Raw genomic sequence first — 17,283 nt, forward strand, 5'->3', positions numbered from 1 at the left:
TAAGACAGTAAACTCAGTAGAATATTTAAAAGAGATTTATGAAAAAGTTTTTCATAGTGGCAGCTATGGCATTAACAATTTCTAATGCATCTGCACAAACGGCGAAGTGGGTAAACAATGTTAAGCTATCGGGGTTTGGCATTGCACAGTATCAATTCACAGATCAAGAAAACGCAAAGGCAAATTCGTTTAATTTACGTTTAGGTCGTGTTATACTCGATGGTAAATTCTTTGACGATTGGGCTTGGAAAGCACAAATTCAAATCAATGGAAACACATCTACTTTAGGTTCATCACCACGTGTTCTTGATTTGTTCACAGAATGGCAAAAATACACTTTTTTTCGTGTGAAAATCGGTCAATTCAAAAATCCATTTACTTTTGAAAATCCAATATCTCCTACCAAACAAGGTTTTATGGGTTATTCACAAGTAATTAATAAATTATCGGGGTTTGCTGACCGAGCAGGAGGGCACGCCTCTAACGGACGCGATATAGGTGTACAGATTCAAGGCGATTTCTTGAAAAACTCTGCTGGCAGAAACTTGCTGCACTATCAGGTTGGTGTGTTTAACGGACAAGGCATCAATATGAAAGATGTAGACGAACAGAAAAATATCATCGGCGGTGTTTGGGTTATGCCAATAGAAGGTATGCGTATTGGTTGGTTCGGCTGGACAGGTTCGTATGCTCGTAAAGGTACATGGGTTGACGAAAACGGCATAACACAAAATGGCGTTCGTAAATTGCAACAACGTCGCTATGCCATTTCTGCAGAATACGTGGCAAACGATTGGACTTTCCGTTCAGAGTATATACACAGCACAGGTGAAGCATTTGCAAAATCGCTTGTAAACACAAACGATGCCGCTGCAAAAGATTGTACTCTCAGTAGCAATGGTAACAAGGCGCAAGGTGTTTATGCTCTTGTTATAGCACCTATCGTAAAGAAAAAGCTTTATGCTAAAGCACGTTACGATATGTACCAACCTTCAAAGGGAGCAGAGAAACAACGCACTTTGTGTGAAGTTGGTTTGAACTACGAATTTAATCAGAATGTGCAACTTTCAAGCGAATACGCTCACGTTCACGACCGTAGTTTGGCTAAACCAGACTATTCTTTGGTAGACGTACAGTTGATATTTAAGTTTTAAATAGATTCATAAAAAACAACATACACGAAGAAAACATTGTTTCTTAGATGTTTTCTTCGTGTATGTTGTTTATCTGCAAACAGTGAGAAAAATTCTATTACACACTATCATTTATTTCTAACCTGTGGTGTGAACCATCAAACGTAATCTGCATAACCTTGTTTTGTGCCTTTATTTCATCATAGAGCGATAAAGCCACGTGCCCCATTGTACGACGAAGATTTACTTCTACAAGGGGATGAATGGAATAACATACAGTTATAGAGTCAGATGAATATTTACTTTCAACTATCATCATATCAACACCTAAAGGCCCTTTATACTTCCCTTTGACATTCTGTTCCAACAAGCTTGTCAAGCTTTCCCTTATCGTATCTAATACTTCTATATTAATAAACTGCCCCAATAGGCTCCGCTTTTTGTCCTCATTGGCAATAATACTTCCAGTATAGGCACCGTGTAAAGATAAAAAAACCGATAGACCGCAATACTTCACGCAGCCTTCTTCCACATAGAATTCCATCGCAAAGTCCTTCACCTTATTATAATAAGGCTCTAAAATAATGCCTTGTTGTTGTGCTATAACATTTTTTGCCCAATTCAAATGGACTGTGGAAATTTCTTCATCAGTAAACCGAAGCCCTCTCCCACTGCCACTCCAAGGTGCCTTAATGACAGCCTTTCCTATATCTTTTGCCTTCGCACGTAATTCGTCAAGATTATCAAAATAATACGATTTGCCCACAATAGCATTTGCAGGTAACAATGCTTTCAAAGCAGAGAGCAAACCAACAGCAAACTTCCTATTACTTAAATCGGCTATTTTAGCCAACTGTTCGTCAGAGGGTAAAAGTCTTTGTGGTATTCCTACCCGCCGTAATTGCTCTTTGAGCATACAGTTCCAGCCCCACGGTGAAATAATTTCTATCTTGTCAGAAATACTTTCCAAAGTACTTGCATCAACAAAATGCACTTCTTTCTTTTTCAATCGAAGTTTTTCAATTGAGACACGTGCTTCTGTAATATCATTTACCAATACAGTATCACCTTCCTTTGCCCATATATAGGGCAAGAAAGCCAAATCATTACGTATTTTCAATGCAGCATGCGACGGAGTGTAGTTAGGACTATTCTGCGCTAACGACATATCGTGTTCAGGGTTGAATATATGAAGTGTCATTATGTTTTTACTATATCGTATTGCAAAGGTACAGCAAATATACAAGAAGACAAAATATAAATAACAGTAAAAAACACGTTTTTGCAATCTATAGTTTGCAAATTCGAGAAATAAATACTATCTTTGCACGTGAGAAATGCTATTATGCGCATATATGAAGAAAGTGTGTTTTGCCATTAGCATTATCTTAGTATGAAATAATTTAGCAAATAAAGATGGACGCATTTTTCCGTACTCACGCCTACTTAGTGGAGCATAACCATGCACCAGTGCGCCGTATGCTTATGGACGAAATAGATTGGAACGACCGAATGATAGGCATTAAAGGTACACGTGGTGTAGGAAAAACGACCTTCCTTCTTCAATATGCGAAAGAAAGATTTGGTGCTAACGACCGCCAGTGTCTTTATATAAATATGAACAACTTTTATTTTCAGGAAAGAGGAATTGCCGACTTTGCTGGAGATTTTTATAGAGGTGGCGGAAAGGTTCTACTCATCGACCAAGTTTTCAAGCAACCCAACTGGAGCGGCGAGTTGCGTAAATGCTACGACAACTATCCTGAATTAAAGATTGTCTTTACAGGGTCGAGCGTCATGCGCCTTAAAGAAGAAAACCCAGAGCTAAATGGTATTGTCAAGAGTTACAATCTACGGGGATTCTCGTTTAGGGAGTTCTTGAATTATATGTCAGGACATAATTTCCCTACCTACTCGCTTGACGATATTATAAAGAACCACGAACAAATCGCAATGCAAATTTTGCCAAAGGTCAGTCCGCTAAAATATTTTCAAGATTATATTCATCATGGTTATTATCCTTTCTTTTTGGAAAACAGAAATTATTCCGAAAACTTGCTGAAGACAATGAACATGATGACCGAGGTAGATATTTTGCTTATTAAACAAATAGAGTTGAAGTATCTTACAAAAATTAAGACACTTTTCTATCTGCTTGCTTTAGAAGGTCCAAAGTCACCTAATATAAGCAATTTGGCAAAAGAGATAAACACAAGTCGTGCAACTGTTATGAACTATATTAAGTATCTGTCAGATTCACGCTTGATAAACATTATCTATCCTGTTGGACAAGAATTTCCTAAAAAGCCAGCAAAGGTGATAATGAACAATTCCAACCTTATTTACGCAATATATCCAATACACGTAGAACAGCAAGATGTAATGGAAACATTCTTTGTCAACGCTCTGCTGTCTGGACATTTGGTGAACGAAGGAAGCAAACAAGGAAATTATATAATAGACGAAAATAAGAGATTCAGGATTTGCGATGCGGAGAATACGAAGATGCGTTTAAACAACGAAACCATTTACGCTCGCTATAATACAGAAGTTGGGAAAGATAATAAAATCCCACTTTGGCTATTTGGATTTCTATATTGATACTAAGACTAAAGCGCAAACACAAAATAAAACTACAAGTATAAATACAAAAAAGAGGAATTTAATAATAAACAGGCCTATACAAAACAGACCAAAAACATTATAGAAACATTTAATAAATAAAGACAATGGCGAAAGAAAAAAAGTACATTACCTGTGATGGTAATGAAGCCGCAGCTCATGTGAGCTACATGTTTTCAGAGGTAGCAGCTATCTACCCTATTACTCCGTCTTCTCCAATGGCGGAGCATGTTGATACATGGTCAGCAAAAGGACGTAAGAATCTTTTCGGTCAGACTGTAACAGTTCAGGAAATGCAATCAGAAGGTGGTGCTGCAGGTGCTATGCACGGCTCACTCCAAGCTGGTGCGCTTACAACAACATTCACCGCTTCACAAGGTTTGTTGTTGATGATTCCTAATATGTATAAGATTGCAGGTGAAATGCTTCCTTGCGTGTTCGACGTTTCAGCTCGTACAATCGCGACACACTCATTGTGTATCTTCGGCGACCACTCAGACGTTATGGCTTGTCGTCAGACAGGTTTTGCAATGTTCTGCTCTGGTTCAGTGCAAGAAGTAATGGACCTTACAGCAGTTCCACATCTTGCTTCATTGAAGACAAGCATACCATTTGTAAACTTCTTCGACGGTTTCCGTACATCTCATGAATATCAGAAGATTGAGATGATTGACCAAGACGAAGTTGCTAAACTGCTCGACCCAGAAGATGTAAAACGTTTCCGCGACCGTGCACTCTCTCCAGAACGCCCTGTAACTCGTGGTACTGCTGAGAACCCAGAAACATTCTTCACACACCGCGAGGCTTGCAACCAGTATTACGAAAATATTCCAGAAATAGTTGAAGATTACTTGGTTAAGATAAAGGATATTACTGGTCGTGAATACCACCTCTTCTCTTACTATGGTGCTGAAGATGCAGAAAATATCATTATCCTTATGGGTTCTGCTACCGAAGCAGCTCGCGAAGCTATCGACTACCAAATGAAGCAAGGCAAGAAGATTGGTATGATTTCTGTTCACCTATATCGTCCATTCTCTGTTAAGCACTTACTCGCAGCTGTTCCAAAGACTGTGAAGCGCATTGCTGTGCTCGACAGAACGAAAGAACCTGGTGCAGAAGGCGAACCATTGTACCTTGATGTTAAGAGCGCATTCTACGATGTTGAAAACAAACCTCTGATTGTTGGTGGCCGTTATGGTCTCGGTTCATCTGATACCACACCAGCTCACATCATCTCTGTATTCAACAATCTTGAACTCGTTGAACCTAAGAACCACTTCACAGTAGGTATCGTAGACGACGTTACATTCACATCTCTCCCATTGATAGATGAAATACCAATGGGTGGTGAAGGTACGTTTGAGGCTAAGTTCTATGGTTTGGGGGCTGACGGTACTGTCGGTGCAAACAAGAACTCTGTCAAGATTATCGGCGACAACACCAACAAGCACTGCCAAGCATACTTCTCTTATGACTCTAAGAAGTCTGGTGGTTTCACTTGCTCTCACCTTCGTTTCGGAGACAGCGAAATCCGTTCTACCTATCAGGTAAATACACCTAACTTCGTAGCCTGCCACGTTCAGGCATACTTACGTATGTACGACGTAATTCGTGGTTTGCAGAAGAACGGTACTTTCCTTCTGAACACCATTTTCGAAGGTGAAGAACTTGCAAACTTCATTCCTAACAAGATTAAGCGTTACTTCGCTCAAAACAATATCACCGTTTACTACATCAACGCAACAAAGATTGCACAGGAAATTGGTCTTGGCAACCGTACCAATACCATTCTTCAGAGTGCATTCTTCCGTATTACAGAAGTAATACCTGTTGATTTGGCGGTTGAGCAGATGAAGGAATTCATCGTTAAGTCTTACGGCAATAAGGGACAAGACGTGGTTGATAAGAACTATGCAGCCGTAGACCGTGGTGGCGAATATAAGACGTTGTCAGTAGATCCAGCTTGGGCTAACCTTGCAGACGATGAAGAAGATGTAAACGACAATGCTCCTGCGTATATCAAGGAAATTGTCCGTCCTATCAACGGTCAGGTAGGCGACTTGCTCAAAGTTTCTGACTTCATCAAGTACGATATGGTAGACGGTACTATGAAGAACGGTTCTTCTGCGTTTGAAAAACGTGGAGTTGAAGCCTTCCACCCAGAGTGGACTTCTGAAAATTGTATCCAATGTAACAAGTGTGCTTACGTTTGTCCTCACGCTTGTATCCGTCCATTCGTTCTCGACGACGAAGAAATAAAGGGCTTTGAAGACAAGACATTGGAAATGAAGGTGCCAAAGCCTATGGCAGGTATGCACTTCCGCATTCAGGTCAGCATTCTCGACTGTGTAGGTTGTGGTAACTGCGCTGACGTTTGCCCAGGCAACAAGCAGGGCAAGGCACTTGCAATGGTTCCATTCGAACGCGAGCAAAAGCAAATCGATAACTGGGACTACCTCGTTAAGAATGTCAAGACAAAGCAACATTTGGTAGATATCAAGAGCAACGTTAAGAACTCACAGTTTGCTCAGCCATTGTTCGAGTTCTCAGGAGCTTGTGCAGGTTGTGGCGAAACTCCTTACGTCAAGTTGATTTCTCAATTGTATGGCGACCGTGAAATGATTGCCAACGCTACGGGTTGTTCTTCTATCTATTCAGCTTCAATCCCTTCAACCCCTTACACAACCAACGAACAGGGACAAGGTCCTGCTTTCGACAACTCATTGTTCGAGGACTTCTGCGAATTTGGTCTGGGTATGGCACTTGGTAACAAGAAGATGCGTGAGCGCATTACCAAACTCTTGAACGAGGCTACAGCTGAAGAACACGTATCTGCAGAATTCAAGGCTGCTGCTCAAGCATGGATTGAGGCTAAGGACGACGCCGATGCGTCTAAGGAAGCAAGTGCAGCATTGAAGCCAATGATTGCTGCAGGTGCTGAAGCAGGTTGCCCAATCTGCAAGGAATTGAAGACTTTAGACCACTACTTGTTAAAGCGTTCACAATGGATTATCGGTGGTGACGGTGCTTCTTACGACATTGGTTACGGTGGTCTCGACCACGTTATCGCTTCTGGCGAAGATGTAAATATCCTCGTACTCGATACTGAGGTTTACTCTAATACAGGCGGTCAAAGTTCTAAGTCTACCCCACTCGGTGCCATCGCACAGTTTGCTGCACAGGGCAAGCGTATCCGTAAGAAGGACCTCGGTTTGATGGCAACCACTTACGGCTACGTATATGTTGCCCAAATCGCTATGGGTGCCGACCAAGCACAGACTCTTAAGGCTATCCGCGAGGCTGAAGCATACCCAGGTCCATCACTCATCATCGCTTACTCTCCATGTATCAACCACGGTCTGAAGGCTAAGGGTGGTATGGGCAAGAGCCAAGCAGAAGAAGGTCGCGCTGTAGAAAGCGGTTACTGGCACTTGTGGCGTTACAACCCACAGTTGGCAGAAGAAGGCAAGAACCCATTCACTCTTGACTCTAAGGAGCCAGACTGGAGCAAGTTCCAAGACTTCTTGATGGGCGAAGTACGCTATCTCTCAGTTAAGAAGGCTTATCCTAACGAAGCACAAGAGCTCTTCGATGCTGCTGAACAAATGGCGAAACTCCGCTACCAAAGCTATGTTCGCAAGAGCAAGGAGGACTGGAGCGAAAGCATCTAACAAAGATTAATACTCTAAAATAGACTTGAGGGCGTGTCAAAAATCAGTTTGACACGCCCTCTTTTATATCATGGCGATGCTGTATACCCCACTCCGCACGTTCAGTAAAATATTTTGTATGACAAATAAATATCTTTCTTTGTATTACATAATACTTGACATATTCCGACAGCTCCTTAACAGGTTCTTATGGAAAGATATATAACATATAGTTTTGGACACGTTAGTCCAACCTATTGGACTAATGTGTCCAGCGAGTTGGACTAACGTGTCCAATATCGTTGGTTCGGAAGAAATCATTAGCACTGAATATTTTTATCAAATATGGCTCTTTCTGCGATAGTCTGTCGGTGTTACACCACACACGTTCTTGAAAGCCCGCACAAAGTTGGGATAAGCATCGAAACCACATAGGTCTGCTACCTCCATAAAACTTATCTTGGGGTCTTTATCCAATATGTTGCAGGCTTTCCTGATTTTAAGTCGCTGGATATAAATTGATGGTGAATAACCTGTCAAGGCATTGATTTTGCGATAGAACTGACGGGGACTCATACACATATACGAAGCAATCACGGAAACATCTGCATCTTTGTTCTTGCTAAGCTGCATATAGACTACACTCGTTACCTTGGTGAGGAAGCGTAATTCGGCTTCCTTAGGCGGTTCGATACCTTCTTCCTCTTCTTTCTTCAGTTCTACTGACACTTTTGCGAACTTCTCTTGCAATAACTTTCGTCCTGCCAGCAGCTTCTCTACCCTTGTGCGCAGTTCTTCGGTATTGAATGGTTTTGAGAGGTAGGCATCAGCTCCTGCCTCTATGCCCTTTATGCGCTCTTCTTCAGTAATCTTGGCAGTTACCACGATGATGGGAATATGATTGATGATTTCATTTTCTCGCACCTGTCGGCATACTTCCAAACCGTCCATGCCAGGCATCATCAGGTCGGTAATGATGAGGTCGGGAATAAATTCTAAGGCTTTTTCCAACCCTTCCTTTCCATTCTTAGCATACAAAATAGCATACTGGTCGGTAAAAAGTGAACCTATGTAGGTTGCAATGTCGTGGTTGTCCTCGATGATGAGCAGGCGGCAGTCGTTGTCATTATCGATACTATCATCAGGAGCCTTCGTAATTTCGGGCAAGAATGGTGTCTTGATTTCTACATTGGGAAGAATCTGCTGTTTATAGCGGTTGCGAATAGGCATACTAACATGGAATGTCGTGCCTTTGCCCACTACACTTTCTACGGTTATCTTTCCATCAACGGCGTTCATAATCTGTTTGACAAGTGCCAACCCCACACCCGTACCAATGTTTTGTATATCGTTTTCTTCTTGATAGAATGGCTCGAAGATATGCGAAATAACTTCCTTGTCCATACCCTTTCCAGTATCGGAAACATCAACGAAGAGTTGTTGGTTCTCGCACCATGCAGAGATACTCACCTTTCCGTATTCAGGCGTGAACTTGAAAGCATTGGAAAGCAAATTGTTCATAACTTTATCTACATAGTTAGGTACAAAATCCATAATAACTTCGCCTTTGGGGAAGAATTGAAGGTCGATGTTACAACTACGAGCATAGCTATAATAGCTTTCTACAACCATGGTGAGGTATGCTATAATATTACCATTCTTCCAATCGGGATTGCCTACAGCAGATTTTATTTTCGATATATCCAAGAGTTGATTAATGAGCATGAGCAATCCGTTTCCTTGCCGTTCTATGGTTTGCGCCTTAGTCTTTACCTCTTCTTTATCAGAGGTTTGCAGTTCATGGCTCAAGCCAAGAATAACGGTAAGTGGCGTTCGGAACTCGTGGGTTATGTTGGTGAAGAAGTTCTCGCGCAAAGCAGACATTCGTTTCAACGCCCGATGATTGCGTTGGCGCAGTCGGTTGGTATAAAGCACCATTGCCAATATTCCTGCCAAACTGAACAGCACAATTCCAAGAATAATATATCCAATGTAACGTGTGGTGCGTTCCTCTTCCAATCGGTGGCGGGCTTCGTTCATCTGCCTTTCCTGCCTGTGGCGTTCTATTTTCAAACTTGCATTCTGAATACGGTTCACTTTCTCCATATCCAGCACACTATCCTGCATTGCCGTTGCTTTCTCGTACGAAGCCAATGCCGCACTGCAATCGCCCTCCTGCTTGTAGTTCTTATAATATAAGGTGTAGATTTCTGCCAAATGTTCCTTAGATTTTATTCGTTCAGCCATTTGCTTTGCTTTTCCGAGATATGCCATAGCCTTGGCATTGTTGCCCGTAGTGTGATAGATTCTGGCAAGAGCAATGAGCGAATTCAGCGCATGCCAGTCGTCTTTCGATGCCTGCATCATCTGATAGGCTGTTTCGTATTCGGTCGTCGCCTTGCCGTATTGCCCCGCTTTCTCGTAGAGCGAACCAAAATAAGTATGACAGAGCGAAATGCCGAGTTCTTTCTCAGCCTCTGTATTGAGTGCCATAGACTTGCGGTAATACACCCATGCCGAGTCAGTCTTTCCCTTGTGCTCGAAGATAGAACCAAGATTAGCATAGTTGATGGCTTGCCCCACCGTGCTGTTCAAGCTTCGTTCGCCTGCCAATGCCATACGCAATGCACTGTCGGCTCGCTCATAGTTACCCAATGCCAAGTAGACATTCCCCAGTCCATTGAGCGATACCACGCGGTTCTTCTTGGCGGTGAATGACGTATCGGTACACTCCTCGCTCAGTTTCCATGCGTTGTAATGGTATTCCTGTGCCACGTCGAGCACACCCATACGTCGGTAATCTGTACCGATGTTATTCAGTGCCTGTACCAATTCAAGCGTATCGCCGACGCTTTCTGTCTGCTGTTGCCCTTTACTGTGTACACTCAAGGCTTCCTCGAAACGACTTTCGTTGCGCAGTGCCTTGCCCCATTCTCTCAAAGCCACGATGCTGCCGAGCTTATTCCCCTCGCTTTCCATTTGCTTTTGCAATAATGCAAGCGAGTCCACGCCGTGTGTAGAACGGACGATGCTGTCTGTTGTCTTGCGCTCGGCAGGACTGAAAGTTATCGGTTTCTTCTCGCATGAAGTAAGTAGGAAAAAGGTTGAACCAGATGCTACCCACACACTTAAAAAAGAGTAGCGTCGTTTACGCCAGTTTCTAAAAGGGTTGTAACAAGGTTGTAGAGTGTTTTTTACGTTATGCTTATAATATTGCATAATATGTGATGTTTTTTGTTTGTTCATAGAATTGTTTTCATTGTATGTTCAGGCATTCGACAGTAGAAACTATACGAATGGAATTTGTGTCCTTTATGGTATGCAAAGATAGTAAAAACTTTTTAGCCTCCAATAATATTCCAACAAAACTTTCATACGGTATCATACTTTCTCACTGCACCAAAAACAACAAAAGAATGGTATAAAATCTCTTGGAAGCTTGAAAGTTTTAGCTTGTTAAAAAGATAAAAAATATCATTTGTAAAATATAATATATCAACAACTTAGCGGAACTACATGTCCGAATATGATAGGTGTGAGGAATTTAAAAAGTCCGATTATGATAGTTTTTTGTCCGATTATGATAGGTGGTTTTATGCTATTCGACCTTAAATTTGCAACATAAATCCAAAAGTTTCAAATAAACTGATAATGAGGAAAAAAGCAGATAACGAACCCTCTTTGGAGCAGATAAGGAACATGAAATTTTCGGAAGAACGTTTCCAACTGCTCGATACCATTCGCGATATGGTAAGCGACGAGTTCGACCGTCGTAAATTAATAGAAGAGGAAAGTTGTCTACATCTTAAAAATACAATTCATGAGCCCGTAGAGCTCAAGCCAACTGAGAATAAACCAGTGCATCGCATATTGTGGCAGCGACTCGTAAACATATTTAATATTGACAGTTATTCTAATATTCACAGCTTATTTCACAACAAGGACAAACAAGCCACTTAATAACCTATATAAATAAAACAACGAACATCAATTCTCTGACATAGCATTACGCTGAAAGGGGGATTCATTATAGAACAAATTTTGTAAAGCAAATAGACAGAAAATATTTAAAAGAGAGTTCTACATCTAATCGAGAAGACTATTAAAACGTCAAGCCGCCTCGGCAGAGAATGCTGGGGCGGCTTTTTATATTGTATAGTTAGTGTAAGTTCAATACTAAGAATTATGCTAGTATTGTTCTTTATAAGAAAAAATATAATTTAATATGCTTATAATTAAAGTGAAGTTTCTTCGTCAGATTCATACATCGAACTTATATTATTCATGAACAGAAAGAGGAAAATAGATGTGTAAATATTTTTCGCAAACGCCATCATTACTTAACGTTCTAACCATCAACGCTTTACAAAACCTATTGTTTTGCATTCTAAAAGCGACTCTTTTGCATGGTAAAAGCGTAGGTTTTGCAACGCAAAACAACCGCTTTCGCAACGCCAAAACGCAGTTCTCCATTTTTAACAGAATTATCTTTACAAAATTAAACCGAAAAGCTCTCACTATTTCATAAGAAAAGTTTGCCAAACAACATCTGAGAGATAGCCTGCTCGACTTGCTTTCTTATGCCAAACTTACATTATTATTAAGGGAGTCAGGAGGTTGGCTATACTTCAAACACCATTCCTTCGTTAGTAAGGAAGCTGTTGGGGAAGATGGCTTTTGCTTCGCTTAAAATAGTATCTTCGTTTGGGTAACGGGCGGAATAATGCCCTAAAAGCAGCTTGCCTGCAGCAGCGTCTCGGGCTACTGTTGCTGCTTCCTGCGATGTGCTGTGGTAGTAGGTTCTTGCTCTGTCAGTGTGTTCGCTTGTGTAGGTGCTTTCGTGGTAGAGTACGTCTACACCGCTCACCTTTTTATATAGGTGCTTCATGTATCTTGTGTCGGAGCAGTAGGCGTAGCTGCGTGGCTTGTCGGCTGGAGTAGTAAGGCGGCTGTTGGGAATGGTTTCTCCGTCGGCAGTAGTCCAGTCTGCTCCTGACTTTATGTTGCTGATTTGGCTGATAGGGATATTATAGTAGTCTATCATATCTCGGCGGATATGGGGTGCGGTGGGCTTTTCGCGAAACAGGAATCCGCAGCAGGATATGCGGTGTTCCAGCGGAATAGTTTCGACGGTCAGACTCTTGTCTTCATAGATAACAGCGGTTTTGGTTGTCTCGATGGGGTGGAACGTAACCTTGTATCCAAGTCCTTTGCAGAATAATTCCATTGAGAGGTTGAAGTATTCTTCAAATTGTTTCGGGGCATATACCTGAAGCGGTGCTGTGCGCCCCGTCATACCAAAAGTGGAAAGCATACCGAAGAGTCCGAAGCAATGGTCGCCGTGCAGATGAGAAATGAAGACGGCTTGTACCTTCGAGAAGTGAACCTTCGAACGGCGTACTTGTATCTGGGTTCCCTCTCCGCAATCTATCATAAAGAACTTGCCACGTATTTCTACTATCTGGCAAGTTGCATTATGATGGAGCGTGGGCAAGGCACTTCCACAGCCCAATATGTGTATCTTGAAAGGTATCACGCTTATTTCTTACGCCCAAATACAAATATTCCTGTCTTGTTTTCAAGCGACATCGTGTCTGCGCCGAGTTCTATTACATCGAAAGTGTCTCTCGACAGTAAGAGCTTGCCGTTATATATCTTCCACGATGTCCACGCATTGTTTTCTGCCTGAACATTCGATACAACCTCCCCACCCTCTTTTATCTCAAAGTTCTTGTCGAGGCTTGTCCAGTTTCCAAGCAGCGACGTTATGTTAATGGCACTACGCAACATCATATCGCCATACTCCTTGTAGGCTATCACGGCAAAGCGGTCGCCGCTGAGCTTGCCTCCCTTCACGACTTCGGTAGTATCGTCAGGATTCTGGATAATCTCCAATGTGTCGCCCGCATCGGTCAATAGCAATATAGAGTTCATACCGCCATCGAGCATTGTGCCGTAAATGGTTGTGTCACCTGCGTTGAGCGAGTCGATATTGTTGGCGTTTGGACTTATCACTTGGTTGGGCTTGCTGTTCTTACAACCTGCAAGAATGGCTGTTACCAGTGCAAGAACAATAATGATTTGTGACTTCTTCATACTTACAATATTGAGTAATTTACTTGTTATTTTCTATCTTCTTTGCTTCATTCCACAAGTTGTCCATTTCGTCTAAAGTCATATCCTTCAGTTCTTTACCGAGTTTCTTTGCTTGTTGCTCAACGTATGTGAAGCGTGAAATGAACTTCTGGTTGGTATGTTCGAGTGCGTTGTCGGGATTAAGCTTGTACAATCGGGCAGCATTGATGACTGAAAAGAGGAAGTCGCCCAACTCTTTCGTAGAGTTCTCCTTGTCTTCTCGTGCCAATTCGGCTTTCAGTTCGTCAAGCTCCTCGCCTACCTTATCCCACACATCTTCTTTCTTTTCCCAGTCGAAACCAACGTTTCGGGCTTTGTCCTGTATTCTGTATGCCTTTATAAGGCTGGGCAACGAGTCGGGAACTCCCGACAGCACCGTTTTGTTTCCTTCTCTTTCCTTTTGTTTCCGTTGTTCCCACGTCAATTCAACTTGCGTTGCAGTAGACGGAACGTTGCCATTTGCAGATGTGGCAGCTTGGCTCTCGGTGTTCAATTCGTCCTTGTAAACAACCTGCCCTTGCTTGTTTATCGCCATATTGTCGTTGGCAACTGCCCACCCTGTCCAATCTATGAAGTCGTGGCGGAACATCAGTTTGTCCGACTGTGCATTGCAAACGTCTGCTATATCGAAATCGTTTGTCTCGCTGCCGAGCAACGCATAGAATACAACGTGCTCCATAACGTCGCCGAGTTCTTTGCAAATGTTCTTCTTGTCGTGCTTCATCAAAGCATCAGCAAGCTCAAATGTTTCTTCTATCGTGTTGGGACGCAAACTCTCAAAGGTCTGTTTCCTATCCCACGGACATTCCTTTCTCAATCGCTCTTGTATATCGAGCAAACGCTCAAACGCTGCAAGTTTTTCTTCTTTTGTATGCAATCTTATCAAATTTAAAGTTAAAAGAAGTACTGTGTACTGCTAATTGTTATGCAAAGATACATCTTTCAACTGATTTTTTCGTAAATTTGCATCGTTTTTAAAGATAATAAAGAAATAATAATATACAACGTATGGAATTAGCAAGTAAGTACGACCCACAGAACGTGGAAGCGAAGTGGTATGAGTATTGGCTCAACAATAGACTATTCAGCTCTAAGCCTGACGGACGCGAGCCTTATACAGTGGTTATCCCACCGCCCAACGTAACGGGCGTATTGCATATGGGACATATGCTCAACAATACCATTCAGGATATTCTTGTACGCCACGCACGTATGGAAGGAAAGAACGCTTGCTGGGTTCCTGGTACTGACCACGCCAGCATTGCCACTGAAGCAAAAGTGGTAAACAAGCTCGCACAAGAAGGAATAAACAAAGCCGACCTTACAAGAGAGGAGTTCCTAAAACACGCTTGGGCGTGGACAGATGAGCACGGTGGCATTATCTTAAAGCAATTGCGCAAACTTGGCTGCTCTTGCGATTGGGAACGCACTGCCTTTACAATGGACGAGAAGCGCAGCGAAAGTGTTATCAAGGTGTTCTGCGACTTATACGACAAGGGCTTAATCTATCGTGGTGTGCGCATGGTGAACTGGGATCCAAGTGCAGAAACAGCTCTTTCCGACGAAGAAGTTATTTACAAGGACGAACATTCAAAACTCTACAACCTTAAATATTATATTGCACCCGAAGACCAAAGCAAGGTTGAACGCAAGCACGACGACAATGTGATGCACAAAGACGACAAGGGTTACTACGCTGTTGTAGCTACCACACGTCCCGAAACCATTATGGGTGATACGGCTATGTGCATCAATCCCGACGACGTGAAAAATACTTGGCTGAAAGGATTGCACGTCATTGTGCCATTGGTGGGGCGTTGCATTCCTATCATAGAAGACTCGTATGTGGACATTCAGTTTGGTACGGGCTGTCTGAAGGTTACTCCTGCCCACGACATCAACGACCACGCACTCGGTTTGAAGCACGGCTTGGAAACCATCGACATATTCAACGATAACGGAACACTGTCGGAAGCAGCAGGTTTATATATAGGTCAGGACCGTATGGAGGTGCGCAAGCAAATTGCCATCGACCTCAAAACTGCCGACTTAATGGAGAAAGTGGAAGACTACGACAACAAGGTGGGCTACTCTGAACGTACTAACGTGCCTATCGAACCAAAGCTTTCAACACAATGGTTCTTAAGTATGCAACACTTTGCAGACATTGCACTCGACCCTGTGATGAACGATGAGATAGAGTTCTATCCGAAGAAATACAAGAACACCTATCGCCATTGGTTGGAGAATATCAAGGATTGGTGCATCAGCCGCCAACTTTGGTGGGGACACCGCATTCCTGCTTACTATTTCAAAGACCAAAACGGCAAGCCTGCAACAGTTGTGGCAGAAACCGACGAAAAGGCTTTGGAACAGGCAAAGGCTATCAACCCAAATATAACAATGGCTGACTTGGAACAAGAAAGCGACTGTTTGGATACATGGTTCTCAAGTTGGTTGTGGCCAATCTCGGTATTTGACGGCATCAACAACCCTGACAACGAAGAAATAAAGTACTATTATCCAACGAGCGACTTGGTTACTGGTCCCGACATTATCTTCTTCTGGGTGGCTCGTATGATTATGGCAGGCTACGAATATCGCCAGACCTTCCCATTCAAGCACGTTTATTTCACAGGCATCGTGCGCGACAATATCGGACGCAAGATGAGCAAGAGCCTCGGCAACTCGCCCGACCCATTGGAACTAATAGAAAAGTATGGTGCTGACGGTGTGCGTATGGGTATGATGCTTTCTGCACCGGCAGGCAACGATATCTTGTTCGATGAAAGCCTTTGCGAGCAAGGACGCAACTTCAACAACAAGATATGGAATGCCTTCCGCCTTGTTCAAGGTTGGGAAACAGCAGACATAGAGCAGCCTGAAGCTAACAAGATAGCCATTAAGTGGTTCGATGCAAAGCTCAAAGAAGTAGATGCCGAAATGGAAGAACAGTTCAAGAGCTATCGCATATCAGAAGCGTTGATGACAGTTTACAAGCTTTTCTGGGACGAGTTCTCAAGTTGGTACTTGGAAATGATTAAGCCTGAATATGGCAAACCCATCGACAAGCAGACCTACGACGCAACGCTCCGCTTCTTCGACACCCTCTTGAAGATGCTCCACCCATTCATGCCGTTCATTACAGAAGAACTTTGGCAACACATCTTCGACCGCAACGAAGGCGAAAGCATTATGTTGGAGAAACTCGAATTGACACTTCCTGCCGATGAAGAAAAGACTTTGATTGCCGAAATAGAGAATATGAAGCAGATAGTGGGCGGCATTCGCACCGTTCGCAACCAAAAGAACATTGCTCCAAAAGTATTGCTTTCTTTAGAGGTTGTGGGCAAAAACAACTATGAGGCTTACAACTGCGTGATTGCGAAGATGGCTAATCTCGAAAGCATCAATGTTGTAGACGAGAAGAGTTCTGATGCTTCTGCCTTTATGGTGGGCACCGATGGTTTTGCCGTTCCGCTTGGAAACCTGATTGATGTAAAGGCTGAAATCGAGAAATTAGAAAAGGAACTTGCGCACTTGGAAGGTTTCCTGAAAGGTGTAAAAGCAAAGCTCTCAAACGAAAACTTTGTGGCGCACGCTCCCGAAGCTGTGATTACTAAGGAACGTAAGAAGCAAAGCGACTCGGAAGAGAAGATTGAAACTATCAAGGCAAATATAGAAGAACTACGCAAGAAGTAAGTTTCGTTTGCACTGAAACAATATTAACGCATACGATT

The 17,283-nt window shown here is 42.6% G+C and carries 10 protein-coding genes; 5 read left to right on the forward strand and 5 right to left on the reverse strand.

Annotation, left to right across the window (positions count from 1 at the left end; all coding sequences use genetic code 11):
* The first annotated feature begins 38 nt into the window (after positions 1 to 38).
* Positions 39 to 1,154 (forward strand): porin, encoded by a 1,116-nt coding sequence (locus BWX39_RS05950; RefSeq protein WP_028906244.1) that lies wholly within the window; start codon positions 39 to 41, stop codon positions 1,152 to 1,154.
* A 97-nt stretch (positions 1,155 to 1,251) separates the two neighbouring features.
* Here the strand turns inward: BWX39_RS05950 and BWX39_RS05955 are convergent, their stop codons facing one another.
* Entirely contained in the window at positions 1,252 to 2,334 is a 1,083-nt protein-coding gene (locus tag BWX39_RS05955) for an ATP-grasp domain-containing protein (RefSeq protein WP_028906245.1), read from the reverse strand.
* Positions 2,335 to 2,549: 215 nt separating this feature from the next.
* On the opposite strand from BWX39_RS05955, the gene BWX39_RS05960 reads away from it, so the two are divergent.
* Together BWX39_RS05960 and nifJ are read left to right on the forward strand one after the other, a co-directional pair.
* A complete protein-coding gene (locus tag BWX39_RS05960) occupies positions 2,550 to 3,734 on the forward strand; it encodes an ATP-binding protein (protein ID WP_028906246.1) in 1,185 nt (394 codons plus the stop codon).
* A gap of 128 nt (positions 3,735 to 3,862) precedes the next feature.
* On the forward strand, positions 3,863 to 7,429 hold the full coding sequence (gene nifJ / locus BWX39_RS05965; RefSeq protein WP_028906247.1) for a pyruvate:ferredoxin (flavodoxin) oxidoreductase: 3,567 nt from the start codon (positions 3,863 to 3,865) through the stop codon (positions 7,427 to 7,429).
* A gap of 318 nt (positions 7,430 to 7,747) precedes the next feature.
* Here nifJ and BWX39_RS05970 read toward each other — a convergent pair whose 3' ends face one another.
* Positions 7,748 to 10,627 (reverse strand): hybrid sensor histidine kinase/response regulator transcription factor, encoded by a 2,880-nt coding sequence (locus tag BWX39_RS05970; protein WP_028906248.1) that lies wholly within the window; start codon positions 10,625 to 10,627, stop codon positions 7,748 to 7,750.
* 432 nt (positions 10,628 to 11,059) lie between these two features.
* Here BWX39_RS05970 and BWX39_RS05975 point away from each other — a divergent pair, with 432 nt between their 5' ends.
* Positions 11,060 to 11,368 carry a hypothetical protein gene (locus BWX39_RS05975; protein ID WP_051129520.1) on the forward strand — a complete coding sequence of 103 codons (309 nt, stop codon included), beginning with the start codon at positions 11,060 to 11,062 and terminating at the stop codon, positions 11,366 to 11,368.
* A gap of 661 nt (positions 11,369 to 12,029) precedes the next feature.
* On the opposite strand, the gene BWX39_RS05985 is transcribed toward BWX39_RS05975, so the two are convergent.
* From BWX39_RS05985 to mazG, 3 genes are read right to left on the reverse strand one after another with little or no spacing between them, the layout of a single operon-like run.
* A complete protein-coding gene (locus BWX39_RS05985) occupies positions 12,030 to 12,944 on the reverse strand; it encodes a ribonuclease Z (RefSeq protein WP_028906249.1) in 915 nt (304 codons plus the stop codon).
* A gap of 2 nt (positions 12,945 to 12,946) precedes the next feature.
* Positions 12,947 to 13,504, reverse strand: a complete 558-nt coding sequence (locus tag BWX39_RS05990; protein WP_028906250.1) for a lipocalin-like domain-containing protein — start codon at positions 13,502 to 13,504, stop codon at positions 12,947 to 12,949.
* Between the two features lie 19 nt (positions 13,505 to 13,523).
* A complete protein-coding gene (gene mazG, locus BWX39_RS05995) occupies positions 13,524 to 14,420 on the reverse strand; it encodes a nucleoside triphosphate pyrophosphohydrolase (RefSeq protein ID WP_028906251.1) in 897 nt (298 codons plus the stop codon).
* A 131-nt stretch (positions 14,421 to 14,551) separates the two neighbouring features.
* On the opposite strand from mazG, the gene BWX39_RS06000 reads away from it, so the two are divergent.
* Positions 14,552 to 17,245 carry a valine--tRNA ligase gene (locus BWX39_RS06000; protein ID WP_028906252.1) on the forward strand — a complete coding sequence of 898 codons (2,694 nt, stop codon included), beginning with the start codon at positions 14,552 to 14,554 and terminating at the stop codon, positions 17,243 to 17,245.
* Positions 17,246 to 17,283: the final 38 nt, after the last annotated feature.

This window comes from Prevotella intermedia ATCC 25611 = DSM 20706 (genome assembly GCF_001953955.1).
Lineage (GTDB): Bacteria > Bacteroidota > Bacteroidia > Bacteroidales > Bacteroidaceae > Prevotella > Prevotella intermedia.

Excerpts from the sequence above, each read along its gene's own strand:
- BWX39_RS05950 (WP_028906244.1), top strand. The coding sequence starts at position 39 with ATGAAAAAGTTTTTCATAGTGGCAGCTATGGCATTAACAATTTCTAAT.
- BWX39_RS05960 (WP_028906246.1), top strand. The coding sequence starts at position 2,550 with ATGGACGCATTTTTCCGTACTCACGCCTACTTAGTGGAGCATAACCAT.
- BWX39_RS05955 (WP_028906245.1), bottom strand. The coding sequence starts at position 2,334 with ATGACACTTCATATATTCAACCCTGAACACGATATGTCGTTAGCGCAG.
- BWX39_RS05970 (WP_028906248.1), bottom strand. The coding sequence starts at position 10,627 with ATGCAATATTATAAGCATAACGTAAAAAACACTCTACAACCTTGTTAC.
- nifJ (WP_028906247.1), top strand. The coding sequence starts at position 3,863 with ATGGCGAAAGAAAAAAAGTACATTACCTGTGATGGTAATGAAGCCGCA.
- BWX39_RS05990 (WP_028906250.1), bottom strand. The coding sequence starts at position 13,504 with ATGAAGAAGTCACAAATCATTATTGTTCTTGCACTGGTAACAGCCATT.
- BWX39_RS05975 (WP_051129520.1), top strand. The coding sequence starts at position 11,060 with ATGAGGAAAAAAGCAGATAACGAACCCTCTTTGGAGCAGATAAGGAAC.
- BWX39_RS06000 (WP_028906252.1), top strand. The coding sequence starts at position 14,552 with ATGGAATTAGCAAGTAAGTACGACCCACAGAACGTGGAAGCGAAGTGG.